The following is a 22,740-nucleotide window of genomic DNA, read 5'->3' as shown; positions in this document are numbered from 1 at the left end:
TCCTCCGGCGCAGACCGCGCTAGCCCCCCGCAAGTGCCGCGAGCAGCAGCAGCGCGACAATGTTGGTGATCTTGATCATCGGGTTCACTGCCGGACCGGCCGTGTCCTTGTAGGGATCACCCACGGTATCGCCCGTGATCGCCGCCTTGTGCGCCTCGCTTCCCTTGCCGCCGTGATTGCCGTCCTCGATATATTTCTTGGCATTGTCCCATGCGCCGCCTCCCGAGGTCATCGAAAGGGCGACGAACAACCCGCTGACGATCACGCCCAGCAGCAAAGCGCCGAGAGCGGCAAAACCATTCTGCTGGCCCGCGACCGCCGTGATGACGAAATAGACGACGATCGGTGCCAGAACCGGCAGAAGCGACGGGACGATCATCTCCTTGATCGCAGCACGCGTAACCAGATCGACCGTGCGAGCATAATCGGGGCGGCTGGTTCCAGCCATGATGCCGGGATCGGCTGCGAACTGGTCACGCACATCCTTGACCACGTCCCCTGCGGCCCTTCCTACCGCGGTCATGCCCATCGCCCCGAACAGATAGGGCAGCAGCGCCCCCAGCAGCAGGCCGACGATGACGTAAGGGTTCTCAAGGCTGAAATCCACATCCAGCAGCGGGAAGAATTCCGCCAGATCGGTCGTGTAGGCCGCGAACAGTACGAGCGCCGCAAGACCGGCGGAACCAATTGCATAGCCCTTGGTCACCGCCTTCGTCGTGTTGCCGACGGCATCCAGCGCATCCGTCCTTTGGCGTACGGTGTCGTCGAGCCCCGCCATTTCCGCGATGCCTCCGGCATTGTCCGTCACCGGTCCATAGGCATCGAGCGCAACGACCATGCCCGCCAGTGCCAGCATCGCGGTTGCGGCATAGGCAATGCCGATCAGCCCTGCGAGTTGATAGGCGATGACAATGCCGGTCACGATCACGAGGGTTGGCAGCGCCGTAGCCTCAAGCGAGATCGCAAGCCCCTGGATGACATTGGTGCCATGCCCGGTTTCGGAACTCTTCGCGATGGAGCGCACCGGGCGGAACTGCGTACCGGTGTAATATTCGGTGATCCAGATGATCAGCCCGGTGATGACCAGTCCGACCATCGATGACCAGAACAGCGACCAGCCGGTAAAGCTGCCAAGCTGCGCAAATCCTTCTTCTGCAACAGGAGCCCCGAGATCGACATTCGGCATGGTGCCACCGATCACCAGGTCCATGTTGCCGCCAAGTGCCGCCCAGATGGCGATCCAGATGGCGGGAATGGACAGGATGGCCGTGACGAGGAAGCCCTTGTACATCGCCCCCATGATCGACTGACGTCGGCCCAGCTTCACGAAATAGGTGCCGATGATCGAGGTCACGATACACGCTCCACCGATCAGCAGCGGCAGCGCCATCATGGGCACCAGCAAATCGCCGAGCCCGGTCAGAAGCAGTGCCGTCAGCACCATGGTGGCGCCAACGGTGACGACATAGGTTTCGAAAAGGTCTGCCGCCATGCCGGCGCAATCGCCGACATTGTCACCGACATTGTCCGCGATGACAGCGGGATTGCGTGGGTCGTCTTCCGGAATGCCGGCCTCGACCTTGCCGACGAGATCAGCGCCGACATCGGCGGCCTTGGTGAAGATGCCGCCGCCGAGACGGGCGAAGATGGAAATGAGCGAGGCGCCGAATGCCAGCGAAACCAATGCGTCGATCACCTCGCGGCTATTGGCAGGCAGACCCATTCCGCCCGTCAGCACGAAAAAGAAGCCGGCAATCGCCAGCAGAGCGAGGCCGGCAACCAGCATACCCGTGATTGCGCCGGCGCGGAACGCGAGGGTGAGGCCCTGCTGCAGCCCGCTCTGGGCGGCGGCGGCCGTGCGCACATTCGCGCGAACCGATATGTTCATGCCGATGAATCCTGCGGCTCCGGAGAGGATCGCGCCGAGAATGAAACCGGCGGCGCTGATTGCGCCAAGGAAGAGGAACACGATGACCGCGACTACCACGCCGACGACGGAGATGGCGGTATACTGACGCTTCAGATAGGCTTGCGCGCCTTCCTGGATGGCACCTGCGATTTCCTGCATCTTCGCATTGCCGGCACCGCTGCCGAGGACCTGACGGCTGGTCACGAAGCCGTAAACGACAGCGACAAGCCCGAGGACGATCGAGATCAAGACAAGATTCACTTGCATTCCCTCCCTGTAACGACCGCATCTTGCGCGCAGTCTTATGCAGGCAGGTATAAATGGACGCGGCGGGCTGGCAAGGGGGCTTGGCTCGGGTTGGTGAGCCTGACGATTTCAGGGTCCAGCGTGGCTGTAGCCAAGCGATCCATCATCCTGCAGCGATTCGCCATCGAGGCGCAGCAGGGATGCTCCTCCGGCCGGAAGTACCTCGCCGATCAAATGCGCCTGGATCGGCAATTGCAGATCCGCCGGTGCGGTGAACAGCAGCTGGTAATCGTCACCCCAGCGCAGGCATTCGCTACGCCGGGCAGGGTCCGCCACGGGTGTGTCGTGCGAGCGGATGGCGATGCTGACCCCGCTGGCGCGCGCCATTCGGCTGGCATCGAGGAGCAGGCCGTCGGACACGTCCATCATGGCGCTGACCAGCGGAGCCAGAACCTGCCCTTCGCGCAACAGCGGCAATGGGCGGCGATAAGCGGCGCTTTCTGCATCCGTTCCATCGCGCATGGCTTCGAAGCCCAGCATGGCGCTCCCGACGACGCCGGTGACATAGAGCAGATCCCCCGGCGCCGCGCCGCTGCGTGATGGCACCGGGTCACAGGTCGCCCGCCCGATCGCAGTCAGACCGAAGTGCAGTGGCCCATTGGGAGCAGACACCGTGTCGCCGCCGAGTAGCGCTGTGTCATAGGCTTGCACCACTTCTTGAAGCCCTGCGCGGAAGCGGGCGTTGGCGGCATCATCCGCAAGGCTGTAGGCCAGCAGCACGCCGAGTGGAGCCGCTCCCTTCGCGGCGAGGTCTGAGAGGTTGGTGGCCACCAGCTTCCACGCGACATCGGCGAGGTCCTGGCCTTCGAGCCAGTGCACGCCTTCCACCATGGTGTCATGCGTCAGGACCAGCGCTTCGCCGCCGAATTCGAGCACGGCCGCATCGTCAAGCAAGCCGCGAGCTGCCGGGCTGGTCGCCAGATCCCGCAGCGACGCGATGAACCCTGCTTCGTCAGTCACGGGCTGCCCAACGCGTCCGCATCGTTAGTCGGCTGCCGTTCCGCTGCCGCTACGCACTTGCTTTGCAACCGCGTCCAATATGCCGTTGACGAACTTCGCCTCGCGCGTGTCGAAGAACGCTTTTGCGACATCGACATATTCGCTGATCGCCGTAGCCTTGGGCACGTCGACCCGAGCCACCAGTTCATAGGCACCAGCGCGCAGGATCTGCAGCATCGTCTTGTCCATGCGCGTGAGGGTCCAGCCCTGCGCGAGACGGCCGGACAAAAGATCGTCGATTTCGTCACGCCGCGCATCCACGCCGCGCACAATGTCGTCGAAGAACGCCGTATCGGCGTCGGCATATTCGTCGCCCTCGATCTCCGCGCCAAGCCGATGCTGGTGAAACTCGTCCAGCAGCCGGGGCAGGGCGGTGTTCTCCATATGCATCTGGTACAGCGCCTGCACGGCGGCAAGCCGAGAGGCGGAGCGGGCTTGCGCACGCGCCTGCTTGCCCTTGCGACCCGAATTGCGCTGGGTGCTGCCATCATTGCTGGTTTCTTCAGAGGCGGTCGGTCCGCCCGGAGGTTCGTTGTCGATCATGATTTCAGTCGCAATTCTATGGATCTGGCGTGGGCCGGCAGGCCTTCGGCATGGGCGAGCACGGCAGCGGCGGGACCGATGGCCTCGAGAGCGTTGCGGTCCAGCCCGATGAAGCTGGTGCGCTTCATGAAATCGAGCACCGACAAGCCACTGGCGAAACCTGCACGTCTTGCGGTGGGCAGGACATGGTTCGGCCCGGCAACGTAATCGCCGACCGCTTCCGGAGTCATTCGGCCAAGGAAGATGCTGCCAGCATGTCTGATGCCCTGCATCAGCGCGTCGGGATCGGCTACTGCGAGTTCGACATGCTCGGCAGCCAGCCGGTTGGCAAGCGGTACGGCTTGATCGAGACGATCCACGACAATCATCGTGCCGTGATCGTCCCAACTGGCTTTCGCCGTCTTGCCGGTTTTCAGGGAAATGAGCTGCAGGTCGATGCAATCCTCGACCTGCGCGGCGAAACTCGCATCGTCGGTGATGAGTATGGATTGTGCGGTCGGGTCGTGTTCGGCCTGGCTCAGGAGGTCGGCGGCGATGAGATCGGGATCGTTCTGCGCATCCGCAATGACGAGGATTTCACTCGGCCCTGCAACCATGTCGATGCCGACGCGGCCGTAAAGCTGGCGCTTCGCCTCTGCCACCCAGGCATTGCCGGGGCCGGTAATGACGTCGACGGGGCGGATCCGCTCGGTGCCGTAGGCCAGCGCGCCGATCGCCTGCGCTCCGCCGATCCGCCAGATTTCGTTCACTCCGGAAAGGTGTGCTGCTGCAAGAACCAGCGCGTTCACTTCGCCGCGTGGCGTGGGCGTTACCACGGCAAGGCGCTCGACACCCGCAACCTTCGCCGGAATGGCGTTCATCAGCAGCGACGAGGGATAAGCGGCTCGTCCGCCGGGCACGTAGAGCCCGGCTGCATCGACCGGCAGCCACCGCGCTCCAAGCCGCACACCGGCGTCATCGACATAGTCGCGATTCTGCGGCAACTGAGCTTCATGATAGGCGCGAATACGCGAAGCGGCGAGTTCCAGCGCCTCTCGCAGTTCAGTGGACAGTCCCTCGTACGCGGCGCGGCACTCAGCCGCCTCAACCCGCCAGTCCGCATCGGAACCGAGCCGGTGGTTGTCGAAGCGCAAGGTATAATCGACAAGTGCCGCATCGCCGGTGTCGCGAACCCGTCGCAGGATGTCGGTAACGTCCTGCGCGACATCGGCGTCGCTGTCGCGGCGGGCGTTTACCAATCGGGCAAAAGCAGCTTCGAATCCGGCATCATCGATGGACAGGCGCTGCATCAGGCTGCGTCCCGCCGGTCAGCAAGGCTGCGGAAGGTGTTGACCAGCTCGGCAATGCGGGGGTCCGTCTTCAGGGCCGCGCGATTGACGATGAGCCTTGCGGACACATCCATGATGCGGCGTGTCTCGACCAGCCCGTTCTGCTTCAGAGTCGCGCCGGTCGAGACCAGATCGACGATCCGTCCTGCAAGGCCGAGGCTGGGTGCCAGTTCCATCGCCCCATTCAGCTTCACGCATTCAGCCTGTTTGCCGCAGGCTTCGAAATGACGCCGGGTGATATTGGGGTATTTCGTCGCCACCCGCACATGGCTGGCCCCGTCGATTGCTGCCGCACCCTCCGCAGGTTCGGCGACCGCCAGGCGGCAATGGCCGATGTCCAGATCGACCGGGGCGTAGAGGTCGGAATAGTCGAATTCCTCAATCACGTCGGACCCGACGATGCCCATCTGCGCTGCACCATGTGCGACAAAGGTAGCGACATCGAAAGCGCGCACGCGAATGAGGCGCATGTCGTCACGCGTTGTGGCGAAGCTGAGCGAACGGTTCGCCTTGTCGTGGAAAGCATCCTCGGGGACTACGCCTGCGCGCGACATCACGGGCAGGGCTTCGTCAAGGATCCGGCCCTTGGGTATGGCAAAGGTGAGAAATGTCGGCATTATGCGCGGCATCTAGGATGCGACCGGCAAAAGGGCAATCGCTATGGCGCAAGATCACGGTAGCCAGCAGAGTTCTGACGGTGTGAATGCCGGGGCGGACATCCCCGCGATGGAGATGACCTCTGTCCCGAAAGGCATCGAATGGCAGGCGCGCCATGCCGAACGTAACGGAGCCCCTGGTACCGCGCGCATCATCCGTGCCCTGTTGTCGGTGCTGGAGAGCGAAACCGCCGTCGGCAGGCGCATGGCGGCATGGCAGGGGCCGGTGATCAAGGATGCCCTGCCGCTGCGGATTACAGGCGGGCTGCACCATCTGCTGCTTACGGGCCAGGACCGCTCGCTTGAACCAGTCTATGCCGGGATCACGACCGATCAGGGAACGGTGGACCGGCTGGTCGGAGAGATGATCCGCAAGCACGATACCGTGCTGCTGCCATGGCTGGACGGGCCGCCGCAGACGAATGAGGCGGGGCGATCTTCAGCGGTCATGGCAGGGCTGGCTTGGCTGTCGCAGCGCCTCGGCGCGCGTTTTGAGCTGAACGAGATTGGCGCGAGTGCCGGTATCAACACGATGATGGACCGGTTCACCTTTGATCTTGGCGGGGTGCAGTTCGGGTCTCCGTCGCCCCTGCGGCTTGCGCCCGAATGGCGCGGTAATCCGCCGCCCGATGCCGAGGTGATCGTCACCGGAGTGCGGGGCTGTGACCTCAAGCCATTGGATCTGCGTGATCCGGATGCGGTTCTTCGGCTGAAAAGCTACGTCTGGCCCGAGGCGGCGGAACGCATGGCGCGCATAGACGCGGCGCATTCACTGGCGATGGGGCGCGCGCCCGAACTCGAGCAGGCGGATGCGGGCGATTGGGTTGAGGCTGTCATGTCGGAGCCGCAGGTCGAGGAAACGACACGCTGCCTGTTCCACACCATCGTCTGGCAATATCTGCCCAACTCCACGCAGGACCGGATCATGCACACCGTCGAGACAGCAGGAGCCGCTGCGGAGCGCTCGAAACCTGTCGCCTGGCTGCGGCTGGAAACCAACCGGCAGACATTCGCACATGAGTTGCAGGCCCGTTTCTGGCCGGGCGGGGAGCAATGGGTGACGCTCGCAGCCGCGCATCCCCACGGCGCGTGGGTCGAATGGCGCGCCTGACCGCGTGAGTGCGCCGCGGCTCAATCGGTACGGGCGAGGAACTCGTCCAGCGCGGCATTTACCTTCTCCGGCGCTTCCCACGGAACGAAATGCCCGCTTTCGGGCACCTGGACAATGGTCAGATCGTCTATGAGGTCATCCAAGCCGTCAAGATTGCCGGGGGGCAGGGCCAGATCGTCCATTCCCCAGATGACGAGCGTGGGGATGGAAAGATCGGGCAGGGAAGGCGGGCTGTAATCGTCCGGCAAGGCGAAGGGTTCGTCCATCGCCGGAACCTTGACGGGCGAGGCCCGGTACCAGCTCAGCATGCCGAACGCCGCGTCCCGGTCCTGCCAGTCCTTCATCAGCGCGTCGCGTTCGGCAGGCTCCATCTGCGATGGGCGGTCCCATTTCACCTCTTTCATCAGAATGCCGGTCAGACCATGATCGCGCACCAGCGCATCGTTTTCGGTGTCGCGGAAGCCGCGCATGTACTGGCTGGATTCCCGCTGCTGCCGGTCGGTGTAGAGCAGCCGCTGGAAGATCGCAGGATGCGGTGCATTGGCGATGACTGCCCGCGTGACGCGTCCGGTGCCCTGCCCGGCCAGAGCGATTCCCCAGGCGATCGCGCCGCCCCAGTCATGGCCAAGGATGGTGAAGTTCGGGATGCCGAGTTCGGCTGCAAGCAGGAAGATGTCGCCGATCAGTTTGTCGGGGGTGTAACTTGTCACATCCTGAGGCTTGGACGATCCGCGATAGCCGCGCTGATCGGGCGCGATACAACGGTAGCGGTCCTGCAGATGCGCGATCTGGTGCCGCCAGGTGCGGTGGGATTCGGGGAAACCGTGCAGGAAGATGAGGGCCGGTGCGTCCGGCCGATCCTGCGGCGGCCCGGTATCGACCACGTCGAGGTGAATGCCGTTGGCGAGGTCTATCCGGCGCTGGTCCATCCTGTCGTCTCCCATCAGGAACCCTGTGGTTCCATTTTCTCCATGTACCCTTTCGCCACCATGTTCGCCATCTGGTCGAACAATTGATCGGGCGTCCGCCGCAATTCGCCCATGGCTTCTTCCATGCCGCGCGCGACGATGATCTCGCGCTGGTTGAGCGCGATGGCGTCGGCGATGATTCGCGCCGCTTCTGCAGGGGGTATGCCTTCGTCGATCGCCTTGTCGCTGACACCGCGCCGGTCGCCATCCCCGCCCAGCGCATTGCGCGAGACATCGGTCGCGACGGAGCCGGGGGCGACGACATGCACCTCGATGTCGGTCACCGACAATTCCGTCCGCAGGGCATCGGCATAGCCGATCAGCCCGTGTTTCGCCGCGCAATAGGCGGTGCGCAGCGGCACACCGACCTTGCCGGCGATGGACGCCATGAAGACCAGCTTGCCCGACCCGCGCGAAACCATGCCGCCGAGTACCTCCTGCGTCAGCGCGATGGGTGCGAGCAGGTCAATGTCGAGGATGCGGCGATACACGTCCATCTTCGTGTTGATGGCCTGCGAACGTTGCGAAATGCCGGCGTTGTTGACCAGCATGTCGAATCCTTCCTGCCACGCTTCAGCCATGCGGACCGCCTCCTGCATCGCGGCCTCGTCAGTCATTTCGAAAGGCAGCACCAGGGTTTCGCAAGCGCATTCCTCCGCCACGGCCGCCAGCCTGCCCTCATCGCGGCCCGACAGGATGAGCGAGAAGGGCTCGCCTTCGACCGTCTTGCCGCGCCCGGCATATTCGAGAGCCAGCGCGCGGCCGATGCCCGAGGAGGCGCCGGTGATCCAGATCGTGTTCGTCATGGGTAGCTCACAGTCTTGGGTTGATCGGGAATGGGGATATATTCTTCGCTGTCTCCGGGCACTTTTGCAAATCTCCCGGCTTTCCAATCGTCCGTCGCCTGCACGATGCGGTCGGGATCGGAACTGACGAAATTCCACCAAACGTGGCGCTTGGTCGGGAAAGCTTCGCCGCCCAGCAACATGGCAAGCCCGCCGCTGTCGGAACGCAGGATCATCTCTTCGCCCGGAGCAAGCACGACGAGTTCGTACAGGGTAAGCGCCGCATCGCCGAGGCACGCATCGCCGCCGACCAGCATGATCGCCCGTTCGTCGGCATTCGCTTCGATTATAATGGAGCCGCCCGCCTCCAGCGCGATCTGCGCGTTGATCGTTTCGGCATAGGTGGTGACGGGCGAACGGCTGCCCCATAATTCGCCCATGATGATCGTTGCTTTTGCGCCATCGGCCTCGACCACCGGCAGATCGCGCCGCGCTTCGAAGGCTGGCTCGATCTCCTCGCGGCCGTCGGGAAGGGCAAGCCAGGTCTGCATGCCATAAAGGCGCGGGCCGCCCGTGCGTTCATCCTGCGGGCTGCGTTCGGAATGCACGATGCCGCTGCCCGCCGTCATCAGATTGACCTGTCCGGGCCGGATGGTCGCCAGCGTGCCGAGGCTGTCGCGATGCTCGATTGCCCCGGCATGTTCACCGCCGAACAGCCAGGTCACTGTTGCCAGGTTGACATGAGGGTGCGGGCGCACATCCATGCCTTGCCCAGCATCGAGCCGTGCCGGACCGAATTCGTCCACGAAGATGAAGGGGCCGACCATCGTCCGCTCTTTCGCGGGCAAGGCGCGGCGCACCTTAAACTGGCCAAGATCATGCGTGACAGGCGTGATCGTCTGAAGGATCGTCATGCATCGGAACCTTTTGAATCGAGTTCGGGATAGTGGCGGAAAATACCGTCTTCGTTGAACGGCATCCGGCGGTCGGATCGTAAGTACGCCGCGACATTGTCGAGCTTTGCGAATGCGTGACGGCAGGCTGCAAGCCGCGGGTAGTCTGGTGCAAGTTCCGCCATGCGGTTCGGAAAGGCGTAGTCCAGCCCCTCCATCAGCAACCAGAGAGAGCTGTCGACATGGCTCCATCCGGCCCCGAGCACGAAGGGTCCGGATCTAGCGCTCAGCGCATCTTCGAAATAATCGAAATATTTCGGCATACGTTCACTGCGGAAGCTGAGCGCGGCTTTCTTCGCGGCGTCTTTCTGGTCGGCGTAATAGGCGCCGGTCGATATCGGGTGATGGGTGTCGTGGATCTCGGCCACTATATCGGTGACCGTCAGTTGCAATTGCATCAGCTGCGTCGCGACCGCTGCATCTTCGGATGCGAAGCCGTGCCGCCGTCCAAGCCAGTCGAGGATAAGGGCGACCTGCGCGACGGTTTCGGCACCATTCGTCACATAGGGTGGGGCATAAGGCCGGATGCCGTGCCGATTTTCCATGTCACCCAGCAGGGCGTCAACGCCGTTCTCGCGAGCAGGTTCGCGGTAGATGATACCGGCAGCTTCCAGGGCAAGGCGGACGAATTCGCCGCGTCCCGGGATCGATGGCCAGTACCAAAGATCGTAGAGCGCGCTCATGAACCTTCCCGGCGATATTCGCCCGGAGCATAGGTCTTGATCGCCAGCGCATGAACCCGCTGCCCGGGTATGTCGCCAAGGGCCGTGTTCACCAGCCGCTGCCTTTGCAGGCGGCTCTGCCCGGCAAATGAAGCGCTCTCCACCACCACGGTGAAATGCGATTCGCCGCTACCATCATCCCCGGAATGACCTGCATGTGAGGCGCTGTCGTTGATCACCTCCAGCGTGATCGGCGTCAGCGCGCTCTCCAGCCTGTCATGAATTTCCTGCGCGAGCGGGCCGGGGTTCGATTGAACTTTCGTCATCGTCAAGTCTTCCATTTCGTATTGCACCTACCATCCTAAGGGCGTGGCATACACTAAGTTCCATGGACGATACGAAAGCGACGGGCGAAACTGCGAAAGGCCGGGGTGCTGCGAGCCGGGTGAGTTTCGCGCTCCGGGCAGGCGCGGTTCGGGTTTCGACGGACCGGGTGACTGGCGCTGGTTCTGCCTTGATCACGTGCGCGAATTCAATGCCGGCTACGACTGGTTCGAAGGCATGAGCGCGGAAGAAATCTACGCCGCTCAGGCACCCGGAGCGGGCTGGGCCAGTGAAACACGCGCCTTCCGCGTCGATGCCATGAGCGACGCCATGCCTCGCTGGGCCGATTTTGCGGACCCGCTCGATGCAATAAATGCGCGGGCCGACTCCATTCGCCAGCGCGGTCGCCACAGATCGGCCGAGAATGCCGCGGAGAGCCGCTTCACTGCGCAGGAAGCGCGCGCTCTCGATGTGATGGGGCTTGGCATGGCGACCGACCGGAAGGATCTGCGGCGCCGCTATTCCGAACTGGTGCGTCGCTATCACCCGGACCGCAACGGCGGGGACCGCGGGTTCGAAGGACGCTTGCAACAGGTGGTGGAAGCCTATCAGCTGCTCAAGAAATCGGTCGCGCTGGCCTGATCAGTTCTGGCGAAAGGCCCAGCGCAGGGTGCGACCCATGCCGCCGGTGGCCATCCTCGCGCCAATTGCGCCGAGCGGCGGATTGCGAAGGCCGAGCATGGCGCGCGCAAAAGGCGGCAAGAGGTCGACCGCTGCGCCACCCAGCATCTGCTGGACAAGGATCGGCGCGCCTTCGGGCCGCTGGTTGAGCACGAGGTCGGCGACTTCCCGCGCCTCGGGCGATCCGCGCAATTCGCCGCGCCTTTCGCGCATCATGCGCTCCGCTTCGCTGCGGCTTTCCGGCACCGGATCGGCATCCAGCAAGCGGGCGACAACCGCGAACTGCCGGAAATACATGTCCTGCTCGGCCAGCGGCATCGTCGGGCGGACGTAACGAAGATAGGCTGCAAGGAAGCTGGTAGCCTCGGCCAGATGCACGAAAGCCAGCGTCCGGGGATCGCGCGCGGAATAAGGCGTGCCGTCGGGCAGGGTGCCTGAAACCTGTTCGTGAATGGCATTCACACGTTTGATAGCCTTGGTCGCATCGTCCTTCTGCCCGTAGGTGGTAATGGCGATGAACCGAGCCGTGCGCCGCAACCGGCCGTGCATGTCGGCACGGAAATCCGAATGGTCGAGCACGCCCTGCAAGGCATGGGGATGCAGCATCTGCAGCAGCAATCCACGTATGCCGCCGACCATCATGGCGGTGACATCGGCATGCACCATGCGGATCGGCGAATCGGGCGCGAACAGCGCGTCGTCTGACGGGGGCACCGGCTTCTGGCCGCTGGAGGTGTCATTGAATGTCGCCCGCACCCTGCGGACCAACGCGTCGCGCAGCCGGTCTGAAGGTCTGGGCAGGATTGTGTCGATCAGGGCCATTCGCCAATCTATATAGACATGCTCGCGCCACAATAAAATGCCGTGCCTGACGCTTGCGACCAGCCGCCGCCTTCTCTAGGCCACACAGGTAATGAACGAAATGACCGACAAGAGCTTCGACGCCGCCGAGAAGACCGTTCTGGCCGCACCCGACACCAGCGTGGATGTGCGCGAGACTTTCGGGATCGACATGGACTGGCAGATTCCCGCCTTCTCCAGGGCCGATGACCGCGTGCCCGATCTGGATGAAAACTACGTCTTCGATCCGGATACGACACTCGCCATTCTTGCAGGCTTCGCCTTCAATCGCAGGGTGATGGTGCAGGGCTATCACGGCACCGGTAAATCGACCCATATTGAACAGGTCGCGGCCCGCCTGAACTGGCCGTGCATCCGCATCAACCTCGACGCGCATATCAGCCGCATCGATCTGGTTGGGCGCGATGCCATTGTGCTGCGGGACGGATTGCAGGTCACCGAATTCCGTGAAGGTTTGCTTCCCTGGGCGTTGCAGCATCCGGTGGCGCTGGTGTTCGACGAATATGACGCGGGGCGCCCGGACGTCATGTTCGTTATTCAGCGCGTATTGGAGAATGAGGGCAAGCTGACCTTGCTGGACCAGAACCGGGTCATTCGCCCCGATCCGCATTTCCGTCTGTTCGCCACGGCAAACACGGTGGGTCTCGGGGATACCAGCGGGCTGTATCATGGCACCCAGGCGATCAACCAGGGCCAGATGGACCGCTGGAATATCGTCATTGGGCTCAATTATCTGCCGCAGGAAACCGAACAGGCGATCGTCGCTGCCAAGAACCCCGATGCGGACAAGGCACAGATCGCCAGCATGATCCGGGTGGCCGACCTGACGCGCCAAGGCTTCATCAATGGCGATATCTCGACCGTGATGAGCCCGCGTACGGTGATCACCTGGGCCCAGAATACGGCCATTTTCAAGGACATTGGCTTCGCTTTCCGCTTGAGTTTCCTGAACAAGTGCGACGAGGCCGAACGGATGCTGGTGGCCGAATATTACCAGCGCGTCTTTGGTGAGGAACTGCCTGAAAGTATTGTCGGCAAGAACGGCTGACGCTCGGCGCGGCCCGGCCAGCTAGTCGGGCGTGGTCATCAGCACGTTCATGACGGCGGTGGCCACCGGGCGGTCACGGTCGTCCTGCCATGCTTCCACCACGATGTTCGCGTTGCGCCGGCCCGCGCGGGTGACACGACCCAAGGCATAGGTCGGCTGCTTCTTCGCTGCGCTGAGGAATTGCACGGTCACGTTGATGGGCTTCAACCTGTGGTCTCGCTCCAATCTGTCCAGTGCCACGCGCAGAGCGGCATAGCCGGCGGTTTCGAGTAAGCCGCTGGTGGCCCCGCCATGCAATACACCGGGCCGCCCCTCCGCAATTTTGCTGAACGGCAGGAGCAGGGTAGGCGCGTCGCCGCTCTCGTCAGCGATCTCGATCCCTAGCGAGCGGGCATAGGGCGTCAGGATATCGGGCGTGTCGCTCATCGTCATAGCCTCTGTCCCATGATCGCCATGAAGCACCCGGCGATATGCGCGACGGGGTCATTTGCGTCGCCGTCATGAGCGATGCCGCGCACGAAAGCGGCGGAATTGGTCAGCCGGTAACATTCCGCCCGGCCGATCACATTTGCGCCTTCGCGTGAAGGGCGAACGTAGTCGACTCGCAGGTCCAGCGTCGCAATGGCGCGGAATTCACCCATTTTCACCCAGACACTCATGCCCGAAGCCATGTCCATCAGGCTGACGATCGGCCCGGATGCCAAGACGTCGCGCGATGCTTCACCGATAAGGTCGGCGCGCCAGGGCAATTCCAGTTCGGCCCAGTCCTCGCCGTGGTCACGATAGCGCAGGCCCAGCCAACCCCCGTGGTTCTGCGATAGCAGCAAGGGCGCGGCTGCCGCCGGATCGAAGCCGGAGGTAGCTGCACGCGAGCTGCCTTGGTTGCGGGGAATAGTGACTGTGGGTTCGACTTCCTTCATAGCCGCGCTTCTGCGGCGCGACGCCGCCGAATACAACGATTTACTGCTGGCGTGCAGATTAGCGCTTTCAGAAGATCCCGCCAGCGAGCGCGTCGATCGCAGCCTGAAGGATCACGGCCGCGGCGTGGCTGTCAATCCGTTCCGCACGCTTGCGGCGGCTGAAGTCCTGGCCGATCAGATCCCGCTCCGCGCTCGATGTCGACCACCGTTCGTCCCATAGCAGGATCGGCACCTCGAGCGGCGCCAGATTGCGGGCATAGGCACGGCTTGCCTGAGCGCGGGGCCCTTCGCTGCCGTCCATGTTGAGCGGCAGGCCGATTACCAGCCCGGCCACGCTCCGGCTTTTCGCCAGCTCCGCCAGAACCGCCCGGTCCCTGGAAAACTTGCCGCGCGGCACGGTCTTTCCTGCCGTGGCGAAGCGCCACCCGGCGTCGCAAAAGGCGGTGCCGATGGTCTTGGTGCCGATATCGAGCGCCAGCAGCACCCCGCCATCGGGCAGCAGGTCGCGGAACGTGCCTTTACTGGTCGTTACCGGGGCCGGTTGGTCCAAGATTCCACCCTTTGTGCGACATCGCGTTGCAGGTTCCGCCAGAACAGCGGAATGTCGTAGACGTGGTAATTGTTGCCGGGCAGCACGGCGGCTCCCATCTCCGGCGGCGCACCGATCAGCAATAATCCGCGCTCGTCGCAACGGGCCGGCACATATTGCGGAACCAACTCGCCATCGGTCAGGTCGGTATCCGGAACCAGCGTGCCGAGATTGGCCGAGGCGGGCGCTGTACCATTTGCCGTGCCGCTGATCGGGTTTGTACAGACGATCGAACTGTCGCCGCGCAGTGTACCGTCCAGCCCTCGCGATTCGCTGTAGGTTTCGATGAGAGCCGAAGGATCCGCCGGTTCGGCGTAGCTCGACCAACTGGCGATGCAGTTGGCCTGCCCCGCCGTCGCGCAGGCGGGCAGGCCCAAGGCAGGTAGATCATGCGCGACCGAGATAGGCCATCCGACCAGATAGGCAGCGGCGATGCGATCCTCCAGCGCGGTGCCGGCAATCTCCTGCTGAAGCAGGCTCATCAGGTGAAGTGCACCCTGGCTATGCCCGACGAGAACGATCGGCGTATCGGCGGCGATGCTGTCGATGAAGAAGGCGAAAGCCTGCGCGACATCTTCATAAGCGGTGTCGATCGCAGCCTCGGCATCGGGCGTGTCGGTCAGAAACGCTCCGAAGGTCGCCTGCCTGTATTTCGGAGCCCAGATCTCACTCGCCTGATTGAACGGGCTCGCCATGCCGCGAACATAAACCTCGGCAATGCGGCCCGATTGTGCGTCATCCAGCGCCGCGTTCCAACTGGTCCGTTCGATAAAGCTGGTCGGATGTACGAAAAAGACTGCGAATTCGGGATTTCCTTCATCCACCACAGGCACCTCGCGTGCTTCACCGCGTGTGGCGGGCTGCCACCGTGCCGGATCGTCGATGCCGATGCCAGGCCGCGAGATCCACATGTCGGTGGACTGATAGGCATTGTCGGCCAATCGCTCCTGCTCGACGAATTCACCGCCGGGCACAAAGGCCATCTTCTGCAATTCCTTGCCCCAGATCGCGAGTGCGAAGGCGCCTGCTATTGCGAGGACGATCAGGATCGCGATGAGGTAAAGGAATTTTCGGGCCATTCTATCCGCTTTCCGATCTGGTTGCATTCGCCGCTGCGGCGACGGGTCCGGCGACAGTTCCGTTCAATTCGTCCTCCCTGCTATTGATTTCCGCGCGCCTTTCCAAGGCTACCTTGATCATGGCCAGCAGCGGATCGGCCAGGAACAAGCCGAGTAACCCGAACAGAACACCCATGATCAATTGCATCGAAAGAACAAGGCCAGGGGCGAGGTCCACCGTCTTGCGGGCGATCATCGGTACGAGGATATAGCCGTCGATCGTCTGCACCAGCAGATAGACGAAGATCGTGAACAGTCCCATATCGACGCCGCCAGAAAAGCCGACGGTAACCATGAGCAATCCGGATACTATCGCTCCGACATTCGGGATGAAGGCGAGCAAGCCGGTCAGGATGCCAAGCAGTGCGGCCATGGGTACTCCGTACCAGGCGAGCAGCGCCCAGGTGAAGATGCCCTCCACCAGCATACCGAGCAGCCGCCCTGCCATCAGCCGCCGCATGGTCGCCGCCATCCGGCTGGCGGTAATGTAGAAATTCTCGCGCTTGGCACTGGGAATAAGCCAAGCGAAGCCACGCTCGTACAGATCGGGTTCCAACGCCATGTAGATGCCGATGATCAGGATCAGCAGCATAGTGGTCAGCCCGCCGAACAACCCGCCGATCACGCGCGAAATCGTGCCGACGCCGCTCGCCAGCTGTCCGAGCATGCCCTGCACAGCATCGGTCCCGATTTCGAAGCCGCGGCTCTGCAGATAGGCGATCAAATCGAGTATCTGCCGGTTCAGCAATTCGGGGAATTGCGCCGCCTGCTGCGAGATCTGCGTGCCGCCGTACCAGAATAGCCAGATGAAGAAGGCAGATGTCAGCAGCAGAACGATCCCCACGCGAACGGTGCGCCCGAACGGTGTAACCCTGCCGAGCAGACGGGCTCCGCCATCCACCATTGCCGCGAAGACGAAGGCGCCGAAAATGACGAGCAGGGACTGCGCGATCCAGACGCAGAGCACGATGAGGCCGATCACCCCCGCCCAGACGAACGCACGCTTGGCTTCCTGCTGCAGTTGCGGATTGGTTATGCGCGCCGGGCTGGCCCCGGTCGGCCGTTCGGAAGGAATGTAATCGTCCCCTTCCAGCCCGACCGAACTGCGGCCTTCCTCGCTCACATAGTTTCCTCTGTATTAGCGCATCGCAATTCCGACGTGCTGTCGATCTTCACCCGCCGTTATTTACCTGCAAGGCAGCCGAGTCCTCCGCAGCGTTTGCGCCAGTAGAAACGAGAGCGGGGCGCAATGTGGTCCAGGCCCGTCCTTCACGCAAGGACGTAAACCACGTCAGGGGGTTCCAGCTGGTAGTGCCGTCGAGAGAAAAGGTGATGAATTCCGCGCGGCCGCCGACATTCTCCAGCGGGACCGGCCCGCCGAGGCCGCTCTCCCATGTTTCTGCCCGGCTGTCGGCGGATTCGTCGCGATTGTCTCCCATCAGGAAAACGTGACCTGCCGGAATGGCGACCTCGGCCATATTGTCCAAGGACTGGGTCTCGTGATCGACAACAAGGTAGGTTGCGCCGTTCGGCATTATCTCACGATAGGTAGGTAACTCGCAAACCGATGCGCCGGAGGCGAGCAGGCGCTTAGCACCGGGATAGGTTTCTGCCGAACAGGGCGCATTTGCATCCACGGGAATGTCGATGGAAGGTTCGACCACCTGCGGAACCGGCACGCCGTTCAGCACGATCTGCCCGTTCACAACTGCGATCCGGTCGCCCGGCAGAGCGACGACTCGCTTGATGTAATCCTCGTCGCGCCCGGGCGGGACGGCGATGACGATATCGCCATATTCGGGAGTTGCGGGGAACAGCCGCCAATCGCCCCGGGGCAGGACGTGGAAGCTGGCGCTGACCCAGGACCACCCGTACGGATATTTGCTGACCACCAGACGGTCGCCGACCAGCAGGTTCGGCACCATCGACTGGCTGGGAATGTAGAAGGGTTTCGCCACGAGGCTGTGGAAGCCCAGCACGGCGAGAATCATTAGCAGCAATCCGCGCAGTTCCGCGCCCCAGTCGACACTCTCCTTGCGATCGCCGGAGGGATCGGCATCGTCATCGCGCGCGACGAAAGGACCGCCATCCTCGGAGGGCCGCGACAGGAGTGACGCGGAGCGGGGTAGCACAGAATCAGTCTGAGTGGGCGAGGGCATCGGGGTGGGGCACTGCTTCCAGGATCACGAAGGCCTGCGCCCATGGGTGATCGTCGGTGAGGGTAAGATGAATGGCGGTCCTGTAGCCGGCGGGCGTCAATTCTTCCATCCGGGCGGCGGCTCCGCCCGACAGCGCTAGTGTCGGTGCGCCTGACGGGGCATTGATGACACCTATGTCCTTCATGAAAACGCCGCGCTTGAAACCGGTTCCGACTGCCTTGGAAAATGCTTCCTTCGCGGCGAACCGTTTCGCATAGGTGCCGGCGATGGTAAAGGGCCGCCGCCGGGCACGGGCGCGTTCCGCATCGGTGAAGACACGGTTTTCAAATCGTTCTCCAAATCGATCGAGAGAGTTCTGAATTCTTTCAATATTGCAGAGGTCGGACCCCAAACCGATGATCATCGCGCATCGTCCATCAATTCGCGCATCCGCAGGACGGCGGGCGCAAGGCCGACGAACACAGCCTCGCCGATAAGGTAGTGGCCAATGTTGAGTTCCGCCAATTGCGGAATGGCGGCAATCGGCTGTACGTTCTCATAGGTAAGGCCGTGGCCCGCATGTGGCTCGATGCCGTTCTTCGCTGCCAGGGCGGCCATGTCGGCAATCCGGCGCAGTTCCATGCTTTGTGCCTCGCCAGTCGCGTGCGCATATTCGCCGGTGTGGAATTCAACCACCGGCACACCCATGCGGATGGCTGCATCCAGCTGCCGCGGGTCGGGCGCGATGAACAGGCTGACCCGGATGCCGTGATCCTTCAGCTTCCAGATCAGCGGAGCAAGCTGGTTGTGCAACCCGGCGGCGTCGAGGCCTCCCTCGGTCGTGCGCTCCTCGCGCTTTTCAGGAACGATGCACGCAGCATGGGGGCGATGGCGCAGGGCGATCTCGAGCATCTCTGGCGTTGCAGCCATCTCGAGGTTCAGCGGCAGATCGGTCGCGGCCTGTATGCGCTTCAGATCGTCGTCGTGGATATGGCGGCGATCTTCGCGCAGGTGAGCGGTGATCCCGTCGCCGCCGCATTCCGCCACGATCTGCGCTGCCCGCACCGGGTCCGGATGGGCACCGCCGCGTGCATTTCTGATCGTCGCCACATGGTCGATATTGACCCCTAGGCGCAGCTTGCGACGCGGCTCTTCGGATTCGCTTGAGGCCACCGTCAGATCCTGCGGCTACCAGGCTTCGTTACCGGGATGCGATCGAGTTCAGGGGGGACATCCTCCGGTGCATAGGTTGGAAAGTTGATGGCGACGAGAGGGATGAATGGCACTGGCAATTCGGCTTCTCCACCGGTCCGGTCGACCAGCGCAGCGAGAGCGAGAACTTCGCCGCCGGCCTCTTCGACAGCAGCGATCGCTTCACGCGATGACAATCCGGTGGTGACTACATCCTCGACCACCAGCACCTTTTCACCCTCTTCGATTCGGAAGCCGCGCCGCAGCTCGAAGGTGCCTGTCGGGCGTTCGAGAAAAACGGCCTCTTTGCCGAGCGTGCGGCCCATTTCATGTCCGATGATGACGCCGCCCATTGCAGGCGATACAATCTTCGTTATTTCTGCACGGAGTTCGCGAGGCAGTTTCTGCGCCAGGGCGAGCGCCAGGCGACCGGCGCGGTCCGGGTCCATGAGCACGCGAGCGCATTGCAGGTAATTCGCGCTGTGCCGGCCTGAAGAAAGGACGAAATGGCCCGAGAGCAACGCCTCGCTGGCGCGGAATTCCGACAGGACGGTGTCTTCGGTCATGCTCTGGGGTCCTTCGTCTCGGCTCGTTCGCATCGGCAGGTCAGGGGCGACGATACGGCATCCTGCGTTTCGCAGATATGCCCCGCCGGTTGTCGAAAAATGTCCCTAGAAGCGCTTGAGGCGAGGGGCAAGCTTGCGTATAGGCGCTCCAAACAGGTTCCGCCACGGAGCCTGGCCGGGCGTCCCACTACGGCCCGATGCTCAAGAAATACGGCCTGAGAACCGGCCAAGTGAATGGCCTGAGAAACGGAAAGTGTCCGACCCGATGAATTCTGGTGAGATCACCCGCCCCATGTTGCGCAATCTGCTGACCATAGTGTCCGCCCTGTTGCTGGCTCTTGCGATTGCTTTCGCGCCGCAGTTCGCCATGGCTCAGGATGCACCAGCACCGTCCGCAGCCGATGTGCCGGTCGGTCCGGCGGAAAACCCGTTGGCGGAAGTCGCTCCGGAGCAGGTCGATACGGCCGCCGCTGCGGAAGGTTCCACGGTTGAGGCTGCTCCCGGTAGCGACGCTTATACTCCCCTCGATCCAAGCTGGATCAAGGGTGCGCCGGAAAGCGGGGCCTTCGGTTTCCAGAAGCAATATTCTCCCGATGGCGAATATGCGCACTGGATGCATGACGCGATCCTGCTGCCGCTTATTACAGTGGTCTGCCTTTTCGTGCTCGGCCTGCTTCTCTGGGTGGTTGCCCGTTATCGCCGCAAGGCCAATCCGGTTCCTTCGAAGACAAGCCATAATACACTGATCGAGGTGGTCTGGACACTCGTTCCGGTCCTCATTCTTGTGGCGATCGCCATCCCTTCGATCACCCTTCTGGCGCGGCAGTATGAACCGCCCGCAGAAGGTGCCGTGACAATCAAGGCGACCGGCTATCAATGGTATTGGGGCTTCACCTATCCCGACAACGGCGGCTTTGAAGTCATCTCGAACATGCTCGACGAATCCGAGGCAATCGCCAGGGGCGAGCCGCCGCAGGCTGCCGTGGATAATCGCATGGTCGTTCCGGCCGGTGAATGGCTGCGTATCCAGACGACCGGAGCCGACGTTATCCACTCCTTCGGCATCCCTTCGCTCTGGTTCAAGCTGGATGCGGTTCCTGGCCGATTGAACGAGCGGCGCTTGTTCATCAAGGAACCGGGCATATATTACGGGCAGTGCTACGAACTTTGCGGTGCGCGGCACGCCTATATGGCTCTGGTGGTTGAGGCCCTCCCTCGCCCGCAATGGGAGGCATGGGTCCGCTCACAGGGCGGCACGGTCGGCGGTGACGAGGTGGTTGTTCCCGAACTCGCACCCTTGCAGGAGCCGGAGAGCCAGCTGCCCGGTGCACCGGGTGCCGGCGCTCCGCCAACCGAAGACACCGCGCCCTTGCGCCCGACATCGATGTAACGAATTACGCTAGAAGCAGGTCAGAGACAGAAAATGGCTACTACCGCCGATAATTTCCAGGCTCACAGCGATCATCACGACGCTTCGCATGATGCCGATCACAAGCCGGGCTTCTTCGCGCGCTGGTTCATGTCCACGAACCACAAGGACATCGGCACGCTCTACCTGATTTTCGCGATCTGCGCCGGGATCATCGGCGGCGGTATTTCGGGCATCATGCGGGCCGAACTGCACGAACCCGGCATCCAGTTCCTCGGTTTCTGGGTCAATTTGCTCGGCGGCGAAGCGTCCTTCGATGTCAATCTGCACATGTGGAACGTGCTGATCACGGCGCACGGGTTGATCATGGTGTTCTTCATGGTCATGCCAGCCATGATCGGCGGCTTCGGCAACTGGTTCGTTCCGCTGATGATCGGGGCGCCGGACATGGCGTTCCCCCGGATGAACAACATCTCGTTCTGGTTGACGGTAGCGGGCTTCCTGTCGCTCATGTTCTCGATGTTCGTGCCGGGCGGTACAGGTCTGGGCGCGGGGACGGGCTGGACCGTTTATGCGCCCTTGTCGACCAGCGGATCGCAAGGCCCTGCAGTGGATTTCGCCATCTTCGCGCTGCACCTTGCCGGTGCCGCGTCGATCATGGGTGCCATCAACTTCATCACCACCATCTTCAACATGCGCGCGCCGGGCATGACCCTGCACAAGATGCCGTTGTTCGTTTGGTCGGTGCTGGTTACCGCATTCCTGCTGCTGCTGGCGCTCCCCGTTCTCGCGGCAGCTATCACAATGCTGATTACGGACCGTAACTTCGGCACGACGTTCTTCGACGCGGCAGGCGGCGGCGATCCGGTTCTCTACCAGCACCTGTTCTGGTTCTTCGGCCATCCTGAAGTGTACATCATGATCCTGCCCGGTTTCGGCATGATCAGCCAGATCGTCGCGACCTTCAGCCGCAAGCCCGTATTCGGCTATCTCGGCATGGCCTATGCCATGGTCGCGATCGGCGTAGTCGGCTTCGTCGTCTGGGCGCACCACATGTATACCGTGGGTCTGGACGTGAATACGAAGATGTATTTCACGGCTGCGACGATGGTGATCGCGGTGCCGACCGGTGTGAAGATCTTCAGTTGGATCGCCACGATGTGGGGCGGCAGCCTGACCTTCAAGAGCCCCATGGTATGGGCTCTGGGCTTCATCTTCCTGTTTACCGTGGGCGGCGTGACCGGTGTGGTGCTGGCGAACGGCGGTATCGACGACAATCTGCACGACACCTATTATGTGGTGGCCCATTTCCATTACGTTCTCTCGATGGGCGCAGTGTTTTCTCTGTTCGCCGGCTTTTACTACTGGTTCCCGAAGATGAGCGGGCGCTGGCATAGTGAGCTTCTTTCGCACATCCACTTCTGGCTCTTCTTCATCGGCGTGAACATTATCTTCTTCCCGCAGCATTTCCTCGGGATGCAGGGTATGCCGCGTCGCTACCCCGATTACACGCCGGCGTTCCAGTACTGGAACGAGATTTCGTCTCTCGGCTATTACGTGATGGCTGCCAGCATGGGTGTGTTCTTCGTAAACCTGGTCTACGCATTTGCGGCCGGGAAGAGGGCAGAGCCCAACTATTGGGGCGAAGGTGCGACCACGCTGGAATGGACCTTGTCCAGCCCGCCGCCCTACCACCAATTCGAAACGCTCCCGGT

General features: G+C 62.5%; 25 protein-coding genes. 5 read left to right on the top strand and 20 right to left on the bottom strand.

Annotation, left to right across the window (positions count from 1 at the left end):
- Window positions 1–19: 19 nt before the first annotated feature.
- The 5 genes from G7A66_RS05395 to hisG all read right to left on the bottom strand — a co-directional run bounded on the left by G7A66_RS05395 (window position 20) and on the right by hisG (window position 5,702).
- The gene (locus G7A66_RS05395; protein ID WP_174294664.1) at window positions 20–2,170 is read right to left on the bottom strand and encodes a sodium-translocating pyrophosphatase; all 2,151 of its coding nucleotides are present in this window, start codon (window positions 2,168–2,170) and stop codon (window positions 20–22) included.
- Window positions 2,171–2,284: 114 nt separating this feature from the next.
- A complete protein-coding gene (gene thiL, locus G7A66_RS05390) occupies window positions 2,285–3,175 on the bottom strand; it encodes a thiamine-phosphate kinase (protein ID WP_174294663.1) in 891 nt (296 codons plus the stop codon).
- 24 nt (window positions 3,176–3,199) lie between these two features.
- The gene (nusB, locus tag G7A66_RS05385; protein WP_174294662.1) at window positions 3,200–3,757 is read right to left on the bottom strand and encodes a transcription antitermination factor NusB; all 558 of its coding nucleotides are present in this window, start codon (window positions 3,755–3,757) and stop codon (window positions 3,200–3,202) included.
- Window positions 3,754–5,046: a histidinol dehydrogenase gene (gene hisD / locus G7A66_RS05380; protein ID WP_174294661.1), complete on the bottom strand. Its 1,293-nt coding sequence runs from the start codon at window positions 5,044–5,046 to the stop codon at window positions 3,754–3,756. The genes nusB and hisD overlap by 4 nt, the downstream gene beginning before the upstream one ends.
- Window positions 5,046–5,702 (bottom strand): ATP phosphoribosyltransferase, encoded by a 657-nt coding sequence (gene hisG / locus G7A66_RS05375; protein WP_174294660.1) that lies wholly within the window; start codon window positions 5,700–5,702, stop codon window positions 5,046–5,048. The genes hisD and hisG overlap by 1 nt, the downstream gene beginning before the upstream one ends.
- A gap of 43 nt (window positions 5,703–5,745) precedes the next feature.
- Here hisG and G7A66_RS05370 point away from each other — a divergent pair, with 43 nt between their 5' ends.
- On the top strand, window positions 5,746–6,852 hold the full coding sequence (locus G7A66_RS05370; RefSeq protein WP_232366658.1) for a DUF2332 domain-containing protein: 1,107 nt from the start codon (window positions 5,746–5,748) through the stop codon (window positions 6,850–6,852).
- 20 nt (window positions 6,853–6,872) lie between these two features.
- Here the strand turns inward: G7A66_RS05370 and G7A66_RS05365 are convergent, their stop codons facing one another.
- The 5 genes from G7A66_RS05365 to G7A66_RS05345 are packed head-to-tail and all read right to left on the bottom strand — an operon-like array spanning window position 6,873 to window position 10,546.
- Window positions 6,873–7,796, bottom strand: coding sequence for an alpha/beta fold hydrolase (locus G7A66_RS05365; protein ID WP_232366657.1), 924 nt, complete (start codon window positions 7,794–7,796; stop codon window positions 6,873–6,875).
- Complete coding sequence (locus tag G7A66_RS05360) at window positions 7,796–8,626, bottom strand: SDR family NAD(P)-dependent oxidoreductase (RefSeq protein WP_174294659.1); 831 nt, start codon at window positions 8,624–8,626, stop codon at window positions 7,796–7,798. The genes G7A66_RS05365 and G7A66_RS05360 overlap by 1 nt, the downstream gene beginning before the upstream one ends.
- Window positions 8,623–9,519 carry a pirin family protein gene (locus G7A66_RS05355; protein ID WP_174294658.1) on the bottom strand — a complete coding sequence of 299 codons (897 nt, stop codon included), beginning with the start codon at window positions 9,517–9,519 and terminating at the stop codon, window positions 8,623–8,625. Before G7A66_RS05355 ends, G7A66_RS05360 begins: the two co-directional genes overlap by 4 nt.
- The gene (locus G7A66_RS05350; protein WP_174294657.1) at window positions 9,516–10,241 is read right to left on the bottom strand and encodes a glutathione S-transferase; all 726 of its coding nucleotides are present in this window, start codon (window positions 10,239–10,241) and stop codon (window positions 9,516–9,518) included. Before G7A66_RS05350 ends, G7A66_RS05355 begins: the two co-directional genes overlap by 4 nt.
- A complete protein-coding gene (locus G7A66_RS05345) occupies window positions 10,238–10,546 on the bottom strand; it encodes a BolA family protein (protein WP_174294656.1) in 309 nt (102 codons plus the stop codon). Before G7A66_RS05345 ends, G7A66_RS05350 begins: the two co-directional genes overlap by 4 nt.
- Before the next feature lie 43 nt (window positions 10,547–10,589).
- On the opposite strand from G7A66_RS05345, the gene G7A66_RS05340 reads away from it, so the two are divergent.
- The gene (locus G7A66_RS05340; RefSeq protein WP_174294655.1) at window positions 10,590–11,186 is read left to right on the top strand and encodes a J domain-containing protein; all 597 of its coding nucleotides are present in this window, start codon (window positions 10,590–10,592) and stop codon (window positions 11,184–11,186) included.
- Here G7A66_RS05340 and G7A66_RS05335 read toward each other — a convergent pair whose 3' ends face one another.
- On the bottom strand, window positions 11,187–12,047 hold the full coding sequence (locus G7A66_RS05335) for an oxygenase MpaB family protein (RefSeq protein ID WP_174294654.1): 861 nt from the start codon (window positions 12,045–12,047) through the stop codon (window positions 11,187–11,189).
- A gap of 91 nt (window positions 12,048–12,138) precedes the next feature.
- Between G7A66_RS05335 and cobS the strand changes: the two genes are divergently transcribed.
- Window positions 12,139–13,134: a cobaltochelatase subunit CobS gene (cobS, locus tag G7A66_RS05330; protein ID WP_174294653.1), complete on the top strand. Its 996-nt coding sequence runs from the start codon at window positions 12,139–12,141 to the stop codon at window positions 13,132–13,134.
- Window positions 13,135–13,155: 21 nt separating this feature from the next.
- Here cobS and G7A66_RS05325 read toward each other — a convergent pair whose 3' ends face one another.
- The 9 genes from G7A66_RS05325 to pyrE form a co-directional block, all read right to left on the bottom strand.
- Window positions 13,156–13,560 (bottom strand): PaaI family thioesterase, encoded by a 405-nt coding sequence (locus G7A66_RS05325; protein WP_332310495.1) that lies wholly within the window; start codon window positions 13,558–13,560, stop codon window positions 13,156–13,158.
- Window positions 13,561–13,562: 2 nt separating this feature from the next.
- Window positions 13,563–14,054 (bottom strand): PaaI family thioesterase, encoded by a 492-nt coding sequence (locus G7A66_RS05320; RefSeq protein ID WP_174294651.1) that lies wholly within the window; start codon window positions 14,052–14,054, stop codon window positions 13,563–13,565.
- 67 nt (window positions 14,055–14,121) lie between these two features.
- Window positions 14,122–14,604: a Holliday junction resolvase RuvX gene (gene ruvX, locus G7A66_RS05315; protein ID WP_174294650.1), complete on the bottom strand. Its 483-nt coding sequence runs from the start codon at window positions 14,602–14,604 to the stop codon at window positions 14,122–14,124.
- Complete coding sequence (locus G7A66_RS05310) at window positions 14,583–15,722, bottom strand: DUF3089 domain-containing protein (RefSeq protein ID WP_174294649.1); 1,140 nt, start codon at window positions 15,720–15,722, stop codon at window positions 14,583–14,585. Before G7A66_RS05310 ends, ruvX begins: the two co-directional genes overlap by 22 nt.
- A gap of 1 nt (window position 15,723) precedes the next feature.
- The gene (locus tag G7A66_RS05305; RefSeq protein ID WP_332310494.1) at window positions 15,724–16,884 is read right to left on the bottom strand and encodes an AI-2E family transporter; all 1,161 of its coding nucleotides are present in this window, start codon (window positions 16,882–16,884) and stop codon (window positions 15,724–15,726) included.
- Between the two features lie 49 nt (window positions 16,885–16,933).
- The gene (gene lepB, locus G7A66_RS05300) at window positions 16,934–17,920 is read right to left on the bottom strand and encodes a signal peptidase I (protein ID WP_174294648.1); all 987 of its coding nucleotides are present in this window, start codon (window positions 17,918–17,920) and stop codon (window positions 16,934–16,936) included.
- Window positions 17,898–18,323 (bottom strand): holo-ACP synthase, encoded by a 426-nt coding sequence (gene acpS / locus G7A66_RS05295; RefSeq protein ID WP_174294647.1) that lies wholly within the window; start codon window positions 18,321–18,323, stop codon window positions 17,898–17,900. The genes lepB and acpS overlap by 23 nt, the downstream gene beginning before the upstream one ends.
- Window positions 18,320–19,072 (bottom strand): pyridoxine 5'-phosphate synthase, encoded by a 753-nt coding sequence (locus G7A66_RS05290; RefSeq protein ID WP_174294646.1) that lies wholly within the window; start codon window positions 19,070–19,072, stop codon window positions 18,320–18,322. Before G7A66_RS05290 ends, acpS begins: the two co-directional genes overlap by 4 nt.
- A 2-nt stretch (window positions 19,073–19,074) precedes the next feature.
- A complete protein-coding gene (gene pyrE / locus G7A66_RS05285; RefSeq protein WP_174294645.1) occupies window positions 19,075–19,656 on the bottom strand; it encodes an orotate phosphoribosyltransferase in 582 nt (193 codons plus the stop codon).
- 265 nt (window positions 19,657–19,921) lie between these two features.
- On the opposite strand from pyrE, the gene coxB reads away from it, so the two are divergent.
- Complete coding sequence (gene coxB / locus G7A66_RS05280) at window positions 19,922–21,046, top strand: cytochrome c oxidase subunit II (protein WP_408609242.1); 1,125 nt, start codon at window positions 19,922–19,924, stop codon at window positions 21,044–21,046.
- Window positions 21,047–21,079: 33 nt separating this feature from the next.
- Window positions 21,080–22,740, top strand: a 1,661-nt coding sequence (gene ctaD, locus G7A66_RS05275) for a cytochrome c oxidase subunit I (RefSeq protein WP_232366656.1), incomplete at its 3' end; no start/stop codon positions are given.

The organism is Alteripontixanthobacter muriae, from assembly GCF_013336795.1.
Classification (GTDB): Bacteria; Pseudomonadota; Alphaproteobacteria; order Sphingomonadales; family Sphingomonadaceae; genus Pseudopontixanthobacter; species Pseudopontixanthobacter muriae.
Note: the sequence above shows the minus strand (reverse complement) of the source record. Positions and strands in the feature narration are given on the sequence as shown.

Coding starts and splice junctions, on each gene's coding strand:
- G7A66_RS05345 (WP_174294656.1), bottom strand. CDS start 10,546: ATGACGAAAGTTCAATCGAACCCCGGCCCGCTCGCGCAGGAAATTCAT.
- cobS (WP_174294653.1), top strand. CDS start 12,139: ATGAACGAAATGACCGACAAGAGCTTCGACGCCGCCGAGAAGACCGTT.
- coxB (WP_408609242.1), top strand. CDS start 19,922: ATGAATTCTGGTGAGATCACCCGCCCCATGTTGCGCAATCTGCTGACC.
- G7A66_RS05310 (WP_174294649.1), bottom strand. CDS start 15,722: ATGGCCCGAAAATTCCTTTACCTCATCGCGATCCTGATCGTCCTCGCA.
- G7A66_RS05360 (WP_174294659.1), bottom strand. CDS start 8,626: ATGACGAACACGATCTGGATCACCGGCGCCTCCTCGGGCATCGGCCGC.
- G7A66_RS05355 (WP_174294658.1), bottom strand. CDS start 9,519: ATGACGATCCTTCAGACGATCACGCCTGTCACGCATGATCTTGGCCAG.
- nusB (WP_174294662.1), bottom strand. CDS start 3,757: ATGATCGACAACGAACCTCCGGGCGGACCGACCGCCTCTGAAGAAACC.
- G7A66_RS05335 (WP_174294654.1), bottom strand. CDS start 12,047: ATGGCCCTGATCGACACAATCCTGCCCAGACCTTCAGACCGGCTGCGC.
- pyrE (WP_174294645.1), bottom strand. CDS start 19,656: ATGACCGAAGACACCGTCCTGTCGGAATTCCGCGCCAGCGAGGCGTTG.
- G7A66_RS05350 (WP_174294657.1), bottom strand. CDS start 10,241: ATGAGCGCGCTCTACGATCTTTGGTACTGGCCATCGATCCCGGGACGC.
- G7A66_RS05370 (WP_232366658.1), top strand. CDS start 5,746: ATGGCGCAAGATCACGGTAGCCAGCAGAGTTCTGACGGTGTGAATGCC.
- G7A66_RS05365 (WP_232366657.1), bottom strand. CDS start 7,796: ATGGGAGACGACAGGATGGACCAGCGCCGGATAGACCTCGCCAACGGC.
- G7A66_RS05320 (WP_174294651.1), bottom strand. CDS start 14,054: ATGAAGGAAGTCGAACCCACAGTCACTATTCCCCGCAACCAAGGCAGC.
- acpS (WP_174294647.1), bottom strand. CDS start 18,323: ATGATCATCGGTTTGGGGTCCGACCTCTGCAATATTGAAAGAATTCAG.
- hisG (WP_174294660.1), bottom strand. CDS start 5,702: ATGCCGACATTTCTCACCTTTGCCATACCCAAGGGCCGGATCCTTGAC.
- lepB (WP_174294648.1), bottom strand. CDS start 17,920: ATGCCCTCGCCCACTCAGACTGATTCTGTGCTACCCCGCTCCGCGTCA.
- hisD (WP_174294661.1), bottom strand. CDS start 5,046: ATGCAGCGCCTGTCCATCGATGATGCCGGATTCGAAGCTGCTTTTGCC.
- G7A66_RS05325 (WP_332310495.1), bottom strand. CDS start 13,560: ATGAGCGACACGCCCGATATCCTGACGCCCTATGCCCGCTCGCTAGGG.